The organism is Rheinheimera sp. NSM, assembly GCF_052380015.1.
Classification (GTDB): domain Bacteria; phylum Pseudomonadota; class Gammaproteobacteria; order Enterobacterales; family Alteromonadaceae; genus Alishewanella.
This window is the reverse complement of record NZ_JBQTCI010000004.1, coordinates 261,068-280,140: the sequence shown is the minus strand read 5'-3', so window position 1 is coordinate 280,140 and position 19,073 is coordinate 261,068. Positions and strand designations below refer to the sequence as shown.

The window sequence follows — 19,073 nt, the reverse complement described above, 5'->3', positions numbered from 1 at the left end:
TATGCCCATCCGTATCTTACCGCCGCAGTTGGCTAACCAGATTGCGGCCGGTGAAGTTGTTGAACGTCCGGCGTCAGTAGTAAAGGAACTGGTGGAGAACAGCCTCGATGCCGGTGCCAGCCATATTGATATTGATATAGAAAAAGGCGGCAGCAAACTGATCCGCGTGCGCGACAACGGCAGCGGTATAGCAGAGCAAGAGTTGGTGTTAGCACTGAGCCGGCATGCCACCAGTAAAATTACCGATCTTGACGATTTGGAAGCCATCAGCAGTTTAGGTTTTCGCGGTGAAGCCCTGGCCAGTATCAGCTCGGTATCGCGGCTTACGCTGACATCGAAAACGCCTGAGCAAAGTGCAGCTTGGCAGGCCAGTGCCGCCGGACGCGAGATGCAGGTAGAGGTACGCCCGGCAGCGCATCCGGTGGGTACCAGTATTGAAGTGTTGGATTTATTTTTTAACACCCCGGCCAGGCGCAAGTTTATGCGTACCGATAAAACCGAATTTGGTCATATTGATGAGCTGGTAAAGCGCCTGGCGCTAAGCCGCTATGATGTGAGCTGGCAGTTAACGCATAACGGCCAGAGCGTGCGCCGGTTAAAAGCTGCCACGACAGACGAGCAACGGCAAAAACGGGTGGCGGCGTTATGTGGCCGCGCTTTTGCCGAACAGGCAGCCTTTATCGAAAACCGTTACGGCGATGTACGGATCTGGGGTTGGATAGTGCAACCGCAAGCCTGCTCTGCACAGTTGCAATGCCAATACAGTTATGTAAATGGCCGTATGATGCGGGATAAACTGCTGAACCACGCTATCCGCCAGGCCTACGGCGACAGCTTAAGTCAGGAGCAGCAACCGGCTTTTGTATTGTATCTGGAGCTGGACCCGCGCCAAGTCGATGTGAATGTGCATCCGGCTAAGCATGAAGTACGCTTTCATCAGGCGCGCTTAATTCACGATTTTGTGGTCTCAGCACTAAGCGACGCTTTAGCGCAGTTAAGCCCGGCTGATAACCCCACAGCTAATGCTGCTAACGGCCATACTGCAAATAATGTGCAGGAAAGCGCAACATCTGCTTATCGCGTGCAAAGCGGCGGCAGTTATCAACCGCGCCAGCCTGCTGCGGCAAAGGTTGGCCGTGAGTTGTCTTACTGGCAACATAGCCACAAGGCGGTGCCATCTGACACATCGCTTGCATCGGCGCCGACAGCCACTGAGCTCACGCCGGCCAGACCGTTAATTGCCCGCAACCGCTATTTACTGCAGCAACAGGGTGCAGATGTGGCATTGATTGATCTTGCTGCTGCTATAGCCGCTTACAGCGCAGCACAGCAGATTACGCCGGTGCCGTTATTACTGCCGCAGCGGCTGACACTCGATGCTGCGCAAATGAATGTATTAACGCATCATGCGCGGCAGCTGAACCAGGCCGGTTTTGATATGCTGTTAACCGATGCGATATTAATTATCCGCGCTGTGCCGGGCTGGCTACGGCACACTACGTTAAGCCATTGGATCCCATTGTGGTTGAGCCAACTGGCACAAACGGCAGACGCTAAACCTCTGCACAGCTTAGTGTCTATGCTACTTAGCGCTAATGGGCTGGACGCGGCGCTTTTGTTAGACTACTGCCCGCATATAGCCGGCGACAGTGACCGGCTGGCCGTGCCGCTGCAATTAGATGCAACCCTGGCGCTGTTACAGGAGCAAACCGTATGAGTAACAACAGCACAGCGGTGATTTTTTTAATGGGGCCCACTGCGTCGGGTAAAACCGCATTGGCAACAGAGCTGTATCAGCGCTTGCCGTCAGAGTTGGTCAGTGTAGACAGTGCCTTGATTTACCGTGGTATGGATATTGGCACAGCTAAGCCCACGGCAGCAGAGCTGAAGTTAGCACCACATCATTTGTTGGATATCCGTGATCCGGCACACAGCTATTCTGCGGCAGACTTCCGTGCAGATGCGTTGCGTTTAATTGCAGAAATTCAACATCGTGGTAACATTCCCATCCTGGTTGGTGGTACTATGCTGTACTTCAAAGCTTTGCTGGAAGGTATATCACCATTACCGGAAGCAGATCCGCTGGTGCGGCAGCAGTTGGAGCAGGAAGCGGCAGAGAAAGGCTGGCCGGCGTTACATGCCGAACTGGCAGCAGTTGATCCGGTATCGGCACTGCGGATCCATCCGAATGATCCGCAGCGTATCAACCGCGCGTTAGAGGTCTTCCGTATTAGCGGACGTACTTTAACGGAACTTACTGCACAGAAAGGGGAACCTTTTGGCTTTCCGGTACACCAATTTGCTATTGCGCCGGAAGATCGCGCAGTGCTGCACCAACGTATAGCGCAAAGATTTGAGCAGATGTTGGCAGCAGGCTTTGAACAGGAAGTTATAAAGCTAAAGCAACGTACTGATTTGCATCCTGATTTACCATCCATGCGCTGTGTCGGCTATCGGCAGATGTGGCAATATCTGGACGGCGAATGCAGTTATGCAGAGATGACATTGCGTGGCATAGCGGCAACCAGACAACTGGCAAAACGCCAACTTACCTGGTTGAGAAGCTGGCACGACCTTACATGGTTAAAAAGTGATGCGCCCATGTCAGAAAACTTGCAAGCGGTTTTATCTTCGCTAAGCTAAACAAGATGGATAAAAAAGACGTTTTAACAACTTGAAATAAAAAAAATAATACCAATATAAGTCGGACTAATAAAAAAAGGAAAGCGGCACATGGCAAAGGGCCAATCTTTACAAGACCCATTTTTAAACACCTTGAGACGGGAACGTATTCCGGTATCAATTTATTTGGTGAATGGCATTAAACTTCAGGGTCAAATCGAGTCTTTTGATCAGTTTGTGATACTGCTGAAAAACACCGTGAGCCAGATGGTATATAAACATGCCATTTCCACTGTAGTGCCGGCGCGAGCTGTCAATACTATGGTTGCTCAAAGCAATGGCCAGAATGACGAAGACGACACAGAATAACAACAGGGGTTGTTCGCTTGTCTGACATTAACGCCGTACCGGAACAAGCGATCCTTGTCCATGTGAACTTTTCGCAGCAGCATACCAGTGAAGATTTAGCTGAACTTAAGCTATTGGTGTCTTCTGCCGGTGTTAACAGCATAGAAGTGGTTAGCACCAATCGCAGCGCGCCTGATCCGAAGTTTTTTGTCGGTTCAGGTAAAGCACAGGACATTGCCGACCTGGTAGAGCAGCATCAGGCGACGGTGGTTATTTTTAATCATGCGTTAAGTCCGGCACAAACCCGTAACTTAGAACGATTGTGTCTGAGCCGTGTGATTGACCGTACCACCCTTATTCTGGATATTTTTGCCCAGCGTGCCCGTACTTTTGAAGGCAAGCTGCAGGTAGAGCTGGCTCAGTTAAAGCATTTAGCCTCGCGTCTGGTGCGTGGCTGGGACAGTCTCGACCGGCAAAAGGGTGGCATAGGCTTACGTGGGCCTGGTGAAACCCAACTGGAAACCGACCGGCGCTTACTGCGCGAACGGGTAAAAGCGTTGCAGCTGCGTTTGGATAAACTGGAGCGGCAACGTGAACAAGGCCGGCGCGCACGACAACGCTCAGCGGTGCCGGTGGTGTCGGTAGTCGGCTATACCAATGCCGGTAAGTCAACGCTGTTTAACCGCATTACCCGAGCCGATGTTTACGCGGCAGATCAATTATTTGCTACTTTAGATCCTACTTTACGCAAGCTAAAGCTTAAGGGGGTTGGCGAGATAGTACTGGCTGACACCGTGGGCTTTATCCGTCATTTACCGCACGATTTAGTTGCTGCATTTAAGTCGACGCTGCAGGAAACCCGCGAAGCGGATTTGCAATTGCATGTCGTTGATGCGGCTGATGCGCGTAAAACTGACAATATGCAGCAGGTAGCCGCAGTATTGCAGGAGATTGAAGCAGATCACTTACCACAGTTAGTGGTATACAATAAAATTGACCTGCTTGAGCAACAGCCACGTATTGAATACAACGAATATAATCAGCCGGCCGCGGTGTATGTTTCTGCGGTAACCGGCGATGGTATTGAACTGCTGATGCAGGCCATAGCGCAGTTGCTGTCAGAGCGTTATATCGATATCAATTTGTCCTTGCCGCCGGAACAGGCGGTATGGCGTGCCCGTTTTCATCAACTGCACTGCATAACGCAAGAGCAGTTCGACGCAGATGGCAATTGTCAGTTAACGCTCAGACTGGGTGAGTCAGTCTGGCAACGCAGCGTAAAGCAATCGCAGGGGGCATTAGAAAACTATGTCGTCAGCGCAGCGGTTATTTGATACATTAGCCCTTATTTTACAACTTAAAACTGGAGTAGAGCATGGCTTGGAATGAGCCGGGCAACAACGGCAAGAATAACGACCCCTGGAAACAGGGTGGTCGTGATCAAGGCCCGCCCGATTTAGATGAAGTGTTTCGTAACTTAGGCAAAAAGTTCGGTGGCATTTTCGGTGGAGGCAAATCTTCAGGTGGCAGCAGTAACGGTGGCGCATCAGCAGCACTGATACTGGTGTTAATTGTGGCGGCCCTGGTGTGGGCCTTTAGTGGTTTTTACACCATTAAAGAATCTGAGCGTGGCGTAGTGCTGCGTTTTGGTCAGTATCACAGTGAAGTGGGGCCTGGTATTCACTGGAAGCCTACTTTTATCGACAATGTGTTGCCGGTTGATGTTACCAGTGTGCGCTCTTTACGCAGCGACGGCTTTATGCTGACACAGGATCAAAACCTGGTGCGGGTTACCTTTGAAATTCAGTACCGTGTATTTAATGCACGCTTGTACAAGTTCTCGGTAGTTGACGCCGACAGCAGCCTGCATCAGGCCACCGATGCGGCTCTGCGTTATGTTATTGGTCACTCCATTATGGATGACGTATTAACCCGCGGCCGCGAAGTGGTGCGGCAAAATACCCGCCAGGAACTGGAAGGTATCATTGAGCCCTACAACATGGGTATTGCACTGGTAGATGTTAACTTCCGTGACGCCAGGCCACCTGAAGAAGTGCGTGACGCCTTTGATGACGCCATTAAAGCACAGGAAGATCAGGAACGTTTTATCCAGGAAGCTCAGGCTTATGCGCGTGAAATTGAACCGCGTGCCCGTGGTCAGGTTAACCGCGTAATGCAGGAAGCTGAAGCTTATAAGCAGCAAATCGTGTTAAAAGCCCAGGGTGAAGTGGCCCGCTTTGAAAAGCTGTTACCGGAATATCTGGCTGCGCCGAAAGTAACCCGCGACCGTATGTATCTGGAAACCATGGAACAGGTATACAGCAATACATCCAAAGTACTGGTTGATGTGAAAAATGGTAATAACATTATGTACTTACCATTGGATAAAATGTTGAATCAGGGTAGTAGCGGTACCGCACCGTCATCAGGTGCTATGCCATTAATTCCGTCGCGTAGTACTACGGACAATAGTCCAAACCGCACTGATACTTCACGTGCCGGTACAACGCGCAGTGGCAGGGGGTAAGCAATGAAGAATTTTATAGTTGCCATTATTGTAGTTGTTGGTTTTATTTTCCTGTCGGCATTGTTTGTGGTGCCGGAAGGCCAGCGCGGCATTGTTATTCAGTTTGGTAAAATTCAGCGTGACGCTGAGCAAAATGTCGTGGTGTATGAACCCGGCCTGCATTTCAAGTTGCCGTTAATTGAAACGGTTCGCAAACTGGATGCACGGGTGCAAACGCTGGATGACGCTCAGGATCGCTTTGTTACGGCAGAGAAGAAAGACTTATTGGTAGACAGCTATGTAAAATGGCGTATCAAAGACTTTGGTGCTTATTTTCTCTCTACCGGTGGCAATACGGCACAAGCTGAAGTGTTATTAAAGCAGTATATTAACAACGGTTTACGCACTGAATTTGGTGCCCGAACCATTCAGGAAATTGTCTCCGGTGAGCGTACACAGTTAATGGAGAGAGCGTTACAACAAGCCGGCGAAGCGGCAAAAGAATTGGGTATTGATGTAGTTGACGTGCGGGTAAAGCAAATTAACCTGCCGCAGGAAGTCAGTAGCTCCATCTTTGCGCGGATGGAAGCCGAGCGTCATGCTGTAGCGCGGGAGCACCGTTCTAAAGGTATGGAAGAAGCCGAAATTATCCGGGCCGATGTTGATGCCAGAGTTACCGTAATGGTGGCTGACGCTGAGCGTAACTCACGTAGTGTGCGCGGTGAAGGTGATGCATTAGCTGCTAATGTGTACGCCGAAACCTTTAACAAAAATGCCGAGTTTTACTCCTTTATCCGCAGCCTCGAAGCTTATAAGAACAGCTTTAAAAGCAAGGATGATGTGTTAGTAATACAGCCGGACAATGACTTCTTTAAATATATGAAGTCAGATAAGGTGCAGAATTAACTGCTGGCAGTACTGAAAAAGGCCCGAAAGGGCCTTTTTTGTCTGTAACGCGAACCGGGGGAGCCATGTATCAACAATTTTATCAGCGCTTTTTGCAGGCGAACCAGGGCAAACAACACTTTGCCTGCCATTCGCATCATTACTGGCCGGATGTCAGCCGCGATGCCATGTTGGAATACTGGGATGACACCGCACGGCTGGTAGATGACAAGTGGCGCTATATTTTCGGCGAAAAAGTGCCGCAAACCCAGCAGCTAATCGCCGATATTCTGCAATTGCCGCAGCCGGAGCAAATTGTGTTTGCGCCCAATACGCATGAATTAGTGATGCGCTTACTCAGCTGTTTTGATTTACGCCAACCGCTGCGCATTTTAACTACCGATAGTGAGTTTTACAGTTTTTCGCGTCAGGTCAAACGGCTGGCAGAATATGACAATGTGCAGGTGGACATTATTGCTACTGAGCCCTTTGCCGGTTTTGAGCAGCGTTTTACCGATGCTGCGGCAACAAATCAGTATCAGCTGATTTTTTGCAGCCAGGTGTTTTTTAACTCCGGCGTAGCGGTCAGCAATTTAACCGGCTTTGTACAGCAAATTGCCGCTGTCAGTGAGGCGATGATCGTAATCGACGGTTATCATGGTTTTATGGCGTTGCCGACCGATTTATCTGCCATTGCCGAACGTATTTTTTATCTGGCCGGCAGTTATAAGTATGCCCAGGGCGGCGAGGGCTGTTGTTTTATGGCGGTGCCGGTAGGCAGCACAGAGCGGCCGCTGTATACCGGTTGGTTTGCTGAGTTTGGTACTTTAGCCGCAGAGAAATCAGCTACCGTATTGTACAGTGAAGACGGTTATCGTTTTGCCGGTGCAACCATGGATTTCTCAGCGCTGTACCGGCTGAATGCGGTGCTGCGTTTATTTAAACAGCAGGGCATCAGCGTTGGCCGTATTCATCAGTATGTCCAGCAGCTGCAGCAGGTATTTTTGCAAAAACTGGCGGCTGTGCAGCATACTAAATTACATGCTGATAATCTGGTGATGCATGATCTTGCTAACCATGGCCACTTTTTGACCTTTCGTCCGGGCAGTGTGCCGGAGGTGGCCGAATTGGCTGCGCAGCTTAAGCGTGCCGGCATTGAAACGGACTACAGAGCGGACCGTTTACGCTTTGGCTTTGCTTTATACCATAACAGTGCGCAGTACGACCTGAGTTGCCTGGCCACGACTGCCGGTTAACTAGCTGATTAAAAACCATTAATTAAGCCGCTGCGAAAAAAGCGGCTTTTTTTCATCCGGACGGCTGAAACTTGCCCGGCTATTTGGTAGAATCCACGCCTGATTTTTTCCATGATGTAGGAACCATGGCCAAGAACGTAGTAGTGCTCGGCACCCAATGGGGTGACGAAGGTAAAGGTAAAATCGTCGATTTATTAACAGATAAAGCCAGTTTTGTGGTGCGCTATCAAGGCGGCCATAACGCAGGGCATACCTTGGTTATCGACGGTGAAAAAACCGTATTACATTTAATTCCGTCAGGTATTTTACGTGCAAACGTTAAATGCGTAATCGGCAATGGTGTAGTGTTATCTCCTGAAGCGTTCTTAAAGGAAATGACCATGCTGGAGCAGCGTGGCGTGCCGGTAAAAGAGCGTTTACTGCTAAGTGAAGCCTGTCCGTTGATCCTGCCGTTTCACGTTGAGCTGGATAAAGCGCGTGAACTGGCGCGTGGCGACAAGCCGATTGGCACCACCGGCCGTGGTATCGGCCCTGCTTATGAAGATAAAGTGGCCCGTCGTGGTTTACGCGTTGGCGATTTGTTTAACCCTGAATTGTTTGCTGAGAAGCTAAAAACAGTAATGGAGTTACACAACTTTACGCTGACACAGTATTACAAAGTGCCGGCGGTGGATTATCAAACCACCCTGGATAATGCGCTGGCTATCGCGAAAATATTAAAGCCGTTAGTTGTCGACGTCACAGATTTGCTGGACCGGGCCCGCAAGGCCGGGCAGGAAATTATGTTTGAAGGTGCCCAGGGTACCTTGCTGGATATCGACCACGGTACTTATCCTTATGTTACCTCGTCCAACACCACCGCCGGCGGTGTAGCCACCGGCACCGGTTTTGGTCCGCGCTACCTCGACTACGTGCTGGGTATTGTTAAAGCCTACACTACCCGTGTTGGTTCAGGCCCGTTTCCGACTGAGCTGGACTGTGCTGTTGGCGAACACTTAGGTGTTAAAGGCCACGAATTTGGCGCTACTACCGGTCGTAAGCGTCGCTGTGGTTGGTTCGATGCCGTTGCAGTTAAACGTGCGGTGCAATTAAACAGTATTTCCGGATTTTGCTTAACCAAGCTGGATGTATTAGATGGCTTGGATAAAGTAAAGATTTGCACCGGTTATAAAGATGCCGCCGGCAATATTTCCGACATTCCACCCATGGCAGCAGAAGGCTATGAGCTGGTAACACCGATATATGAAGAAATGCCGGGCTGGCAGCAAAGCACCTTCGGTGTGCAACAGTTAGATAAACTGCCACAAGCGGCACGTGACTATATCAGCCGTTTAGAGCAGTTGACCGGTGTGCCGATTGATATTGTTTCTACCGGACCGGATCGCGTACAAACCATCGTATTACGTCATCCATTTGCCTGATGCTAACGTAAAGCAATAACACGATAAAAAACGCTGCCACCAGGCAGCGTTTTTGTTTTATGCTGGTCAAAACAGCAGCAGATGGAGTTATGGCTATGCGTACATTGATTTTGATTACCGCGTTATTTGCCCTGAGTGGCTGTGGCGGCAGTAGTCGCGACGATGCGGCAACAGCAACGGCTGCATGTCAGCGTACGGACATTAATTCTCAGGTATTTTGCGCATTGCAGCAGGATTACCTGTGGTATCGCGATCTACCGGAAGATATTAATCTGGGCGCTTATACCTCGCCGGCAGCCATGCTGAACGCTGTGGCCGCGCCGCAGGACCGCTACAGCTATATCACGACACGGCAGGAATATGAAGACCGTTTTGTTAATGCGACTTTTTTTGGTTACGGCTTCTCTTCTGTCCGGGCGGATAATAATACAGCGTTGCAAATAGCTTATGTCTATGACGATGGCTCTGCCGCACAAAACGGCTTGCGCCGCGGTGATAAAATCTCCGAGATTGAAGGCGTTAGCGTAGCGCAGTGGTTAAGCCGGCTTGATGCCGGTACTGCCACTAATAATGATGTGTATGGTCCGAATGAAGCCGGTGTTATGCGCAACTTCGTCTGGCAAAAGCCCGATAATACTGAACTGTCTGCGGACTTTATTAAAACTGATGTTACTACCAATACGGTATTGCACCGCTCGGTCAGTACTCAAGGTGATAAGCGTGTTGGCTATCTGGTGTTTAATAGTTTTATTGAGCTGTCCGAAACTGAACTGGAGCAGGCATTTAGCTATTTTGCGCAGCAAAGTATTGACGAGCTGATCCTGGACTTACGCTACAATGGCGGAGGCTATATTCGCGTTGCTAATCAGCTAAGTACGCAGATAGCCCAAAATTTTGTTCGCGATCAGGTTTTCATAAAATATCGCTACAATGATAAAAACACATCTCAAAATAGCACCACTTTGTTTTCGCTTGGCAAGGGCCAGACTTCATTGAATTTAGAACGGGTATTGATTTTAACAACTGAGGGTAGCTGCTCTGCGAGTGAAATGGTGATTAACTCATTAAACCCGTTTATAGAAGTAGTACAGGTAGGTGAAACTACCTGTGGCAAACCTGTTGGTATGCAATCAGTTTATATTGATGATTATGTATTATCAGCTATTAACTTCCAATCCGTGAATGCGTTAGATCAGGGGGATTATTTTGACGGCTTGATACCGAATTGTCCGGTAGCCGATGCTATTACCGGTGATTGGGGTGTCGCAGGGGATGCTTTATATGCTGAAGCGATTAGCTATATTGCCAGCGGCCGTTGCAGTGATGTTGCAGTGAGTGCTGCTACAATGCAGGCAAAAGCCGTTGAACCGCGCTTGGCAGCGCCCTGGGTTTTAAACAACGAGCAATAACAGGCGCGAAACTTGCTTTAAAAAGGCCGGTAGCGGCCGATAAGGCTAAAGTGACAATTTACAGGCGCAAAAGATGAGTAACAAATATTGGATCATAGCGGCATGGTTATTATTGCCGGCGGTTGCACAGGTACAAGTACAGGCGCAGGAACTCGAAGCAGTGCAACTGTACACTCAGGACGAGCTGTTGGCGTTAATCCAAACCAACAGCCATCTTAAGCGGGTGCGTGATGATGATTGTCAGCTGGTGCGTGATATTGAAGCCCGTGCCGATATTATGCAGTTGCCGGCTTATCAATTTTTGTACGGTGATATGCTGGCGTATGCGGTCTGTGTGCCACGCAACGTAGAGCGTGGCTGGGATTTAATGCTGCAAGCCGCTGCTCAGGGCCTGCCGGAAGGTTTGGAGCAAGTGGGGCGCTATTATCATATTGGCCGCTTTGTGCAGCCGGATGTGGATAAAGCCATCGTGTATCTGCGTGAGGCTTCGGCGCTGGGTAACTTAAAAGCCCAATTGCGTTTAGCGCAAATATTGGTTGACGGCCATGGCAGTCCGGTTGATTTTGAACAAAGCTACCGCTGGTTGCACCATGCTATTACCGCCGATGGCGCTACACACAAAAAAATACAGCAACTGCTTGGCCAGTTAGCGCAAAAGATGCCACCACGGGTGGTGGCAAACGCTAAACGGCCGGTAAAATGAAGTTCATACTCATAAGGCAGTTTAGCTGTTACACTTAACACAATTTAGGAAACAAAAGATAACTTAATGACGGTAAATGATCCGCATCTTGCGCGTGAGCAGGAAAAATATGACAACCCTATCCCCAGCCGTGAATTTATTCTCGAGCATATCGAAAAACGCCAGAGCCCCGCTTATTTTGAAGAATTAGTTGAAGAGCTGGGCTTAACCGATGACGATGCTATTTTTGCGCTGAAAAAACGCCTGCGCGCCATGGAGCGTGACGGCCAGTTAATTTATACCAAAAACCGCCGCTATGGCCTGGTCGATAATATGGACCTGGTAAAAGGCACGGTGTTGGGCCACCGCGAAGGTTTCGGCTTTTTAAAGCTGGAACAAGGCGGGCCGGACTGGTTTATCCCCAATTTTGAAATGCAGCGCTTACTGCACGGCGATATCGTGCTGGCGACAGCTCAAAGCGTAAACAGTAAAGATAAAATTGAAGCGCGCGTAGTGCGGGTATTAGAGCCACGCAGCGAGCCGATAGTCGGTCGTTATTATAAAGACTTCGCTTTAGGTGTAGTCGTACCTGACGACCCGCGTATTACCCAGGATATTGTTATCCCTGACGGTGAACAGGGCGAAGCCCGCCATGGTCAGGTGGTGTTGGTTGAGATAACTCAGCGGCCATCCAAGCGTGTTAACGGCATTGGCAAAGTAACTGAAGTACTGGGCGAGCATATGGCGCCCGGCATGGAAATCGAAATTGCTATTCGTAACCATCAGATTCCGCATGTGTTTTCTGATGCCGTACTAAAACAAGTGGCTAAATACGGCGAAGAAGTGCCGGCAGAAGCCAAGCAAGGCCGCGTCGATTTAACCCAATTAGGTTTAATCACCATTGATGGTGAAGATGCGCGAGACTTTGACGATGCTGTTTATGCTGAAGCCAAAGAAAACGGCGGTTGGCGTCTGTGGGTAGCCATAGCCGATGTCAGTGCTTATGTACTGCCGTATACGGTGCTGGATAACACGGCAATAGAGCGCGGTAACTCGGTGTATTTCCCCGATCATGTGGTGCCCATGTTGCCGGAGGCATTATCTAACGGCCTGTGTTCGCTTAACCCGCATACCGACCGTTTATGCTTAGTTGCTGATATGCATATCAGCGCCAGCGGCAAACTCGACAGCTACCAGTTTTATGAAGCGGTAATGCACTCCAGTGCGCGTTTAACCTATAACAAGGTGCATAAAATACTGCAGGGTGACCCTGAGCTGCGTCAACAATATGCGGCTAACCTGACCAATATTGAAACGCTGAACAGCCTGTATAAAAAGCTGGCCAAGGTGCGCGGCCAACGCGGTGCTATTGAATTTGAAACGGTAGAAACCCGCTTTGTATTTAACAGCCATCGCAAAATTGAGCAGATTGTACCGGTGCACCGTGTAGAGTCGCATAAAATCATTGAAGAGTGCATGATTATGGCCAACGTGGCCGCCGCACGCTTTATTGAAAAACACGAAGCCCATACGCTGTTTCGCGTACACGAACGGCCGGATGCCGACCGCTTTGACAACTTCCGCCGCTTCTTGGCTGAGTTGGGTATAGAAGCGAATTTGTCAGCAGAACCGACACCGCTGGAATTAACGCAAACGCTGGAAAAAATCGGCGACCGGCCGGATCGTGAACTGATTGAAACTACTATGCTGCGTTCGATGAAACAAGCAGTGTATCAGGGCGATAACCAGGGCCACTTTGGTTTGGCGCTGGAAGCTTATGCCCACTTTACCTCGCCCATCCGCCGTTACCCGGATTTAGTGCTGCACCGTGGTATTAAAGCTTTACTGGCAAAACAAGGCCAAAAGGTAACCGGTGCCCGTGAATATTCTGAAGCCGAAATCACCCCACTGGGCGAGCAGTGCTCGATGACAGAGCGCCGTGCTGATGATGCCACCCGCGAAGTGGCTGATTGGCTTAAATGCGAATATATGCAGGACCACTTAGGCGCTGAATTTGACGGCGTAGTGGCTACCGTTACCAGCTTTGGCTTGTTTGTGCGCTTAACCGAGCTGTATATCGAAGGCCTGGTGCATGTTACGTCCTTGCAAAACGACTACTACCACTTTGATGCCGAGCGCCATACGTTAAGTGGCGAGCATGGTAAAGTCGTGTACCGGATGGGTGACTTGCTGAAAGTGAAGGTTGCTGCGGTTAACCTGGAAGCACGTAAAATTGATTTAGTCCTAGTGGGCGAGCCCAAACGCATTGTCAGCAAAGAGCAAATTAAAGCGTCAAAGCAAGGTGCAGCCAAAGGTGGCAAGCGTGCTACCGGCAAGCCAGCTGCGCCGGCAGCAAAAGGTGCAGAAGCTAAACCCAAAGGCGCGCGTAATATTACGGCGCGTAAAAAGCCACGGCGTAAAGCCAAGTGATAATCAGCTTATGCACTAACGAACCAGTATGCCCACGCCAACACGCCGTGAATATGTCCCTATAGGCTCGATTATAAACTTCATCCATGAAGTTTATCCTGCGGACCAGCGGAGCTGTTCAAATTCGCTCCAGGCGAATTTGTCAGCATCCATGCCTTCAACGGTTGGCTTAGAGCATACTGGTTCGCTAATTTCGGAATCTAAGGTAAACTGCCGGCCTTTTTTAAGTGTCGGCATTAAGGGTTAACAATGAGCGCAGATCTGGTCTTTGGTATTCATGCGGTAGGAGCATTATTGCAGCGCGCACCGCAGGATGTGCTGGAAATGTTTGTGATGAAAGATCGCGACGACAAGCGCATGCAGCCGTTAATCCAGCAGGCACGGCAAAACGGTGTGTCGGTGCAGTTTTGTAACCGCAAAACTATGGACGATATGGTTGGCGGCCAGCATCAGGGCATTATCGCCAAAGCCCGCCTACAAAGCAGCGGCAGCGAAGCGGATTTAGCCGCCATTGTTGAGCAGCAGGAAAAACCCTTTATTCTGATCCTTGATGGCGTAACCGACCCGCATAACTTAGGCGCGATTTTACGCAGCGCCGATGCGGCCGGTGTACATGCTGTGGTGTCGCCAAAAGATCGTTCAGTAAAGCTAACCTCAGTGGTACGTAAAGTAGCCTGTGGCGCAGCGGAGAGCGTGCCTTTTATCACTGTAACCAACTTAGCCCGTACCTTGCGCGAATTGCAGGATGCCGGTGTGTGGCTAGTCGGCACCGCCGGTGAAACCGATACCAGCATTTACCAGGCCGATTTTAAAGGACCGCTGGCGTTGGTATTGGGGGCTGAAGGTGAAGGCCTGCGCCGCTTAACACGCGAAACCTGCGATAGCCTGGTAAAAATTCCGATGTTTGGCAGCGTATCCAGCCTTAACGTATCGGTTGCCGCCGGTATCTGCTTATTCGAAGCCGTGCGCCAACGTCAATAAGCTAAATGTATGATTGCTTTTGAGCGATAGCAAAGGTTAGGTGTTTCGATTGCGCAGCCACAGAGTGTCTGAGTGAGCGCGTAAGCGGCGAGCGAGTTGCTGTGGCGAGCACAGCGAAATAGCTTACCTTGCTGTTTTCTGGCCGGTAAAAGTGAGTGCTATGCTCGCCACAACGACACCTCGGGCAATCCTGCCCTCAGTGAGGCGGCTCAGCCGGGCTTACCAAATTCGTTCCCGACGAATTTGTCCGCCGCCTTCGCTTACGCGAAATGGGTTTGTGGCTGTGCTATCAATCACATTTCCCTGCCTTGTATATCAATTTCGCTGCTTTCTGCTTGTTATTTACCCGCTAACTCCGTAAAATACGCGACCTTCGGCCATACACTAACGTTCCTTGCCTCCATGAGAACCCCGGCCGAGTTCCCCCGAGGCTTACTAACCGTAAGGAGCTACAATGCGTCATTACGAAATCGTTTTTATGGTTCACCCTGATCAGAGTGAACAAGTACCTGGCATGATTGAGCGTTACACTGGCTCAATTAAAGAAGCGGGTGGTTCTATTCACCGTCTGGAAGACTGGGGCCGCCGTCAACTGGCTTACCCAATCCAGAAGTTGCATAAAGCTCACTATGTTCTGATGAACGTAGAAGCACCACAAACTGTGATTGATGAGCTGGAAACTAACTTCCGCTACAACGACGCAGTATTACGTAACCTGATTATGCGCACAGACAGTGCCGTAGTTGAGCCATCACCAATGGCTAAAGTACGTGATGAACGTCGTGAACGTGCTCCTCGCGAAAATGAAGAGCAAGTAGCAAACGAAGAGTAAGTTGTTGTTAATGGACAATAGCACCGTACTGGTTGGCAGTATCTGCCGTCAACCGGAGCACAGCGAAAGTCCTGCGGGCATACCGCATACGGTTCTGGTGTTAGAACACCGCAGTAACCAGATGGAAGCCGGTTTAAACCGCCAGGCCTATGTCAGGATACAGGTAGTACTGACCGGAACTGCACTAACACAACATACCCGACAGTTAACGTTGGGCAACATGGTAAAGGTGACAGGTTTTTTAAACCGCCACCAAAGCCGCAGCGGACAAGCAAAGCTGGTGCTGCATGCGCAACAAATTGAACATATAAGTTAGGAGACAGGCAAATGTCACGTTTTTTCCGTCGCCGTAAATTCTGCCGTTTTTCTGCAGAAGGCACTGTAGAGATTGATTACAAAGATACCGCTGTTCTGAAAAACTACGTTACAGAAAGCGGCAAGATCGTACCTAGCCGTATTACTGGTACCAGCGCTAAGTATCAGCGCCAACTGGCTCGTGCTATCAAGCGCGCACGCTACCTGGCTCTGCTGCCTTACAGCGACTCACACAGTTAATACAGAAGGGGTATAAGCAATGCAAATTATTCTGTTAGACAAAGTCTCTAACCTTGGTGGTTTAGGTGACAATGTAACTGTTAAGTCTGGTTATGCGCGTAACTTCTTATTCCCACAGGGTAAAGCAGTTCCGGCTACTAAGGCTAACATCGAGAAATTCGAAGCCCGCCGCGCTGAATTAGAAGCTAAATTAGCTGCTGATTTAACTGCTGCGAACGACCGTGCTGCTAAACTTGCTGCGCTGGGTGAAGTGACTATCGCTTCTAAAGCCGGTGATGAAGGCAAGCTGTTCGGTTCAGTTGGCACCCGTGATATCGCAGATGCGATCACTGAAGCCGGCGTTAAAGTATCTAAAGCAGAAGTTAAACTGCCTACCGGTACTTTACGTGAAACTGGCGAGTTCGATATCGACGTTCAGTTACACGCTGAAGTTACTGCAACTGTAAAAGTTGTGGTAATCGCAGAAGCTTAATAAGCTTTAAAGCGCACTGTATCTGCAGTGCGCTTTTTCCTCTGTTTTCCCCGTTGTCATTTTGTAAACCCATTAAAAATATCTGACACTTCGCTTTGTGATCTGCCTTAGGCAGGTTAGCATTATGCTGTTTTCGCCAACTGAAACAGGTGTTATGAGTAGTATCAAAGACAAGCAGGTTGCTGCGGTTAAAATGCCGCCCCATTCGATAGAAGCTGAGCAATCCGTGCTTGGCGGCTTAATGCTGGATAATGAAGCCTGGGATCGCGTGGCAGAAAAAGTCGTCGAGCAGGATTTTTACCTGCGCGCGCACCGCTTTATTTTCGCGGCTATGTCGCGTCTGGCGGAAGCCACCCAGCCCATTGATATTATTACCGTATCTGAAGATTTAGAAGCCAACCTGCAACTGGACGATGTCGGCGGTTTTGCTTATTTGGGTGAAATTGCCAAAAATACCCCCAGTGCCGCTAATATTCTGGCTTACGCTGAAATTGTGCGTGAGCGCGCCGTGGTGCGCGATATGATTTCGGTGGCGCACGATATTGCCGACGCCGGTTACGACACTCAGGGGCGCACCTCAGCCGAGCTTTTAGACTTTGCTGAGACCAAAGTCTTTAAAATTGCCGAACAGCGCACCAATGCCAATGAGGGCCCGGAGCCAATCAACAGCATCCTGGCCAAAACCATCGAAAAAATTGACGAGCTGTTTCGTTCGCCGTACGACGGTGTTACCGGCGTATCTACCGGCTATGTCGATTTAGATAAAATGACCAACGGTATGCAGCCGTCAGACCTGATCATTGTCGCGGCCCGTCCGTCGATGGGTAAAACCACCTTCGCGATGAACCTGTGTGAGCATGCGGCCATTACCTCAGATAAGCCGGTGCTTATTTTCAGCTTAGAGATGCCATCCGAACAAATTATGATGCGTATGCTGGCGTCCTTAGGCCGCATTGACCAAACCAAGGTCCGTACCGGCCAGTTGGAAGATGAAGACTGGGCGCGGCTGTCTTCTGCCATTGAGCTGTTAAACACCAAAGGCAAAATGTACATCGATGACGGCTCGGGCTTAACGCCAACCGAAGTGCGCTCACGGGCACGCCGCGTTGCGCGCGAGCATGGTGGTTTAAGCATGATCATGGTCGACTACTTACAGTTAATGACAGTGCCTGGTATGAGTGAAAACCGTACCTTAGAGATTGCCGAAATTTCACGCTCGTTAAAAGCACTGGCCAAAGAGCTGAAAGTACCGGTAGTGGCACTGTCGCAGCTAAACCGTTCATTGGAGCAACGCGCCGACAAACGCCCGGTAAACTCCGACTTGCGTGAGTCCGGCTCTATTGAGCAGGATGCCGACTTAATTATGTTTATCTACCGCGACGAAGTGTACAACGACGACAGCCCGGATAAAGGCACGGCAGAAGTAATCATCGGCAAGCAGCGGAACGGCCCGATTGGCCGTGTGCGGCTAACCTTCCACGGTCGTTATTCGCGCTTTGATAACTACGCCGGTAGCGCCAGGTTTGAGGACGATTAATGCCCAGCCGCCGACCGCAGGCCACCATAGATTTAGCGGCGCTTGAGCATAACTTCGCGCGCGTAAAGCAACTTGCGCCTAACAGCAAAGTACTGGCGGTGTTAAAAGCTAATGCTTATGGCCATGGCATGTTGCCGGTGGCCCAGGCGTTAAAGCAGGCTGATGCGCTGGGCGTGGCGCGGCTGGATGAAGCCTTAGCACTGCGCGCCGGCGGTATTGCCCGGCCGATAGTGCTGTTGGAAGGCTTTTTTCATGCTGATGAGCTGGCACAAATTGTTGCTTCTAACCTGCAACTGGTAATACACCATCGCGACCAGGCCGAAGCCTTATTGGCGGCGCAGTTGGATGCGCCGGTGCGGGTATGGTTAAAAGTTGATACCGGTATGCACCGGCTGGGTATTTACCCGCACGAATTTAACGAGTTGTATCAGCGCTTAAGCCAAAGCCGCAATGTGCAGGGGCCGCTGCGGTTAATGAGCCATTTTGCCAGCTCAGATGAGCCGGATAAAGCTGCTACCGCTAATCAACTGATGTTATTTCAGCACATTACCCGGGGCAGTGCCGGTGAGCATTCGCTGGCCAACTCCGGCGCCGTACTAAACTGGCCGCAAAGCCATGGCGATTGGGTGCGGCCCGGCTTAATGCTGTATGGCGTATCGCCAATGGCAGATGCTGTAGGCACGGATCATGGTTTGAAACCGTTAATGACACTCAGCAGTAGTGTTATTGCGGTACGCGAGGTAAACGCCGGTGATGCGGTTGGTTACGGCGGCAGCTGGATAGCCGCACATAACAGCCGTTTGGCGGTGGTGGCGATGGGTTATGGTGATGGCTACCCGCGCGCAGCCGGTAATAATGCTGATGTGCTGATTAACGGCAAACGCTTACCGATTGTCGGCCGGGTGTCGATGGATATGATTACCGTCGATATCGGCAACGAAGCGGTAGCCATAGGTGATAAAGTGATCCTGTGGGGCAGCGACTTGCCGGTAGAGCAGCTGGCGCGCTGTGTTGATACCATTCCTTATGAGCTGCTGTGTAATATCACCAGCAGGGTACTATTTAGTTATATAAATACATCACATTAAAACAAAAACGCCGGCGCTAAGTGTGCATTAACACCAGGCCGGCGTTTTG

General features: G+C 50.1%; 18 protein-coding genes. All 18 read left to right on the top strand.

The annotated features are described in order from the left end of the window. Nucleotide 1 precedes the first annotated feature (1 nt). A complete protein-coding gene (gene mutL, locus ACTZWV_RS13545; RefSeq protein WP_444787058.1) occupies nucleotides 2-1,717 on the top strand; it encodes a DNA mismatch repair endonuclease MutL in 1,716 nt (571 codons plus the stop codon). Then, nucleotides 1,714-2,643, top strand: coding sequence for a tRNA (adenosine(37)-N6)-dimethylallyltransferase MiaA (gene miaA, locus ACTZWV_RS13540; RefSeq protein ID WP_444787057.1), 930 nt, complete (start codon nucleotides 1,714-1,716; stop codon nucleotides 2,641-2,643). Before mutL ends, miaA begins: the two co-directional genes overlap by 4 nt. A gap of 90 nt (nucleotides 2,644-2,733) precedes the next feature. Further along, entirely contained in the window at nucleotides 2,734-2,991 is a 258-nt protein-coding gene (hfq, locus tag ACTZWV_RS13535) for an RNA chaperone Hfq (protein ID WP_444787056.1), read from the top strand. A 17-nt stretch (nucleotides 2,992-3,008) separates the two neighbouring features. Further along, a complete protein-coding gene (gene hflX / locus ACTZWV_RS13530; protein ID WP_444787055.1) occupies nucleotides 3,009-4,304 on the top strand; it encodes a ribosome rescue GTPase HflX in 1,296 nt (431 codons plus the stop codon). Between the two features lie 41 nt (nucleotides 4,305-4,345). After that, on the top strand, nucleotides 4,346-5,497 hold the full coding sequence (hflK, locus tag ACTZWV_RS13525; RefSeq protein ID WP_444787054.1) for an FtsH protease activity modulator HflK: 1,152 nt from the start codon (nucleotides 4,346-4,348) through the stop codon (nucleotides 5,495-5,497). Between the two features lie 3 nt (nucleotides 5,498-5,500). Continuing rightward, nucleotides 5,501-6,382, top strand: a complete 882-nt coding sequence (hflC, locus tag ACTZWV_RS13520; protein WP_444787053.1) for a protease modulator HflC — start codon at nucleotides 5,501-5,503, stop codon at nucleotides 6,380-6,382. A gap of 65 nt (nucleotides 6,383-6,447) precedes the next feature. Further along, the gene (locus ACTZWV_RS13515; protein WP_444787052.1) at nucleotides 6,448-7,617 is read left to right on the top strand and encodes an aminotransferase class V-fold PLP-dependent enzyme; all 1,170 of its coding nucleotides are present in this window, start codon (nucleotides 6,448-6,450) and stop codon (nucleotides 7,615-7,617) included. A gap of 125 nt (nucleotides 7,618-7,742) precedes the next feature. Beyond that, nucleotides 7,743-9,038, top strand: a complete 1,296-nt coding sequence (locus tag ACTZWV_RS13510; protein ID WP_444787051.1) for an adenylosuccinate synthase — start codon at nucleotides 7,743-7,745, stop codon at nucleotides 9,036-9,038. Between the two features lie 95 nt (nucleotides 9,039-9,133). After that, on the top strand, nucleotides 9,134-10,447 hold the full coding sequence (locus ACTZWV_RS13505) for a S41 family peptidase (RefSeq protein WP_444787050.1): 1,314 nt from the start codon (nucleotides 9,134-9,136) through the stop codon (nucleotides 10,445-10,447). 73 nt (nucleotides 10,448-10,520) lie between these two features. Continuing rightward, nucleotides 10,521-11,150 carry a tetratricopeptide repeat protein gene (locus ACTZWV_RS13500; protein WP_444787049.1) on the top strand — a complete coding sequence of 210 codons (630 nt, stop codon included), beginning with the start codon at nucleotides 10,521-10,523 and terminating at the stop codon, nucleotides 11,148-11,150. Between the two features lie 66 nt (nucleotides 11,151-11,216). Then, the gene (gene rnr, locus ACTZWV_RS13495) at nucleotides 11,217-13,559 is read left to right on the top strand and encodes a ribonuclease R (protein WP_444787048.1); all 2,343 of its coding nucleotides are present in this window, start codon (nucleotides 11,217-11,219) and stop codon (nucleotides 13,557-13,559) included. Between the two features lie 249 nt (nucleotides 13,560-13,808). Next, nucleotides 13,809-14,540, top strand: a complete 732-nt coding sequence (gene rlmB, locus ACTZWV_RS13490) for a 23S rRNA (guanosine(2251)-2'-O)-methyltransferase RlmB (RefSeq protein ID WP_444787047.1) — start codon at nucleotides 13,809-13,811, stop codon at nucleotides 14,538-14,540. A 454-nt stretch (nucleotides 14,541-14,994) separates the two neighbouring features. After that, a complete protein-coding gene (gene rpsF / locus ACTZWV_RS13485; protein WP_444787046.1) occupies nucleotides 14,995-15,372 on the top strand; it encodes a 30S ribosomal protein S6 in 378 nt (125 codons plus the stop codon). Between the two features lie 10 nt (nucleotides 15,373-15,382). Beyond that, nucleotides 15,383-15,688 carry a primosomal replication protein N gene (gene priB, locus ACTZWV_RS13480; RefSeq protein WP_444787045.1) on the top strand — a complete coding sequence of 102 codons (306 nt, stop codon included), beginning with the start codon at nucleotides 15,383-15,385 and terminating at the stop codon, nucleotides 15,686-15,688. 11 nt (nucleotides 15,689-15,699) lie between these two features. Next, the gene (gene rpsR, locus ACTZWV_RS13475; RefSeq protein WP_008218940.1) at nucleotides 15,700-15,927 is read left to right on the top strand and encodes a 30S ribosomal protein S18; all 228 of its coding nucleotides are present in this window, start codon (nucleotides 15,700-15,702) and stop codon (nucleotides 15,925-15,927) included. Nucleotides 15,928-15,946: 19 nt separating this feature from the next. Then, a complete protein-coding gene (gene rplI, locus ACTZWV_RS13470) occupies nucleotides 15,947-16,399 on the top strand; it encodes a 50S ribosomal protein L9 (RefSeq protein ID WP_444787044.1) in 453 nt (150 codons plus the stop codon). 154 nt (nucleotides 16,400-16,553) lie between these two features. Then, the gene (gene dnaB, locus ACTZWV_RS13465) at nucleotides 16,554-17,936 is read left to right on the top strand and encodes a replicative DNA helicase (RefSeq protein WP_205311380.1); all 1,383 of its coding nucleotides are present in this window, start codon (nucleotides 16,554-16,556) and stop codon (nucleotides 17,934-17,936) included. Continuing rightward, the gene (alr, locus tag ACTZWV_RS13460; RefSeq protein WP_444787043.1) at nucleotides 17,936-19,024 is read left to right on the top strand and encodes an alanine racemase; all 1,089 of its coding nucleotides are present in this window, start codon (nucleotides 17,936-17,938) and stop codon (nucleotides 19,022-19,024) included. The genes dnaB and alr overlap by 1 nt, the downstream gene beginning before the upstream one ends. The last annotated feature ends 49 nt before the right edge of the window (nucleotides 19,025-19,073 follow it).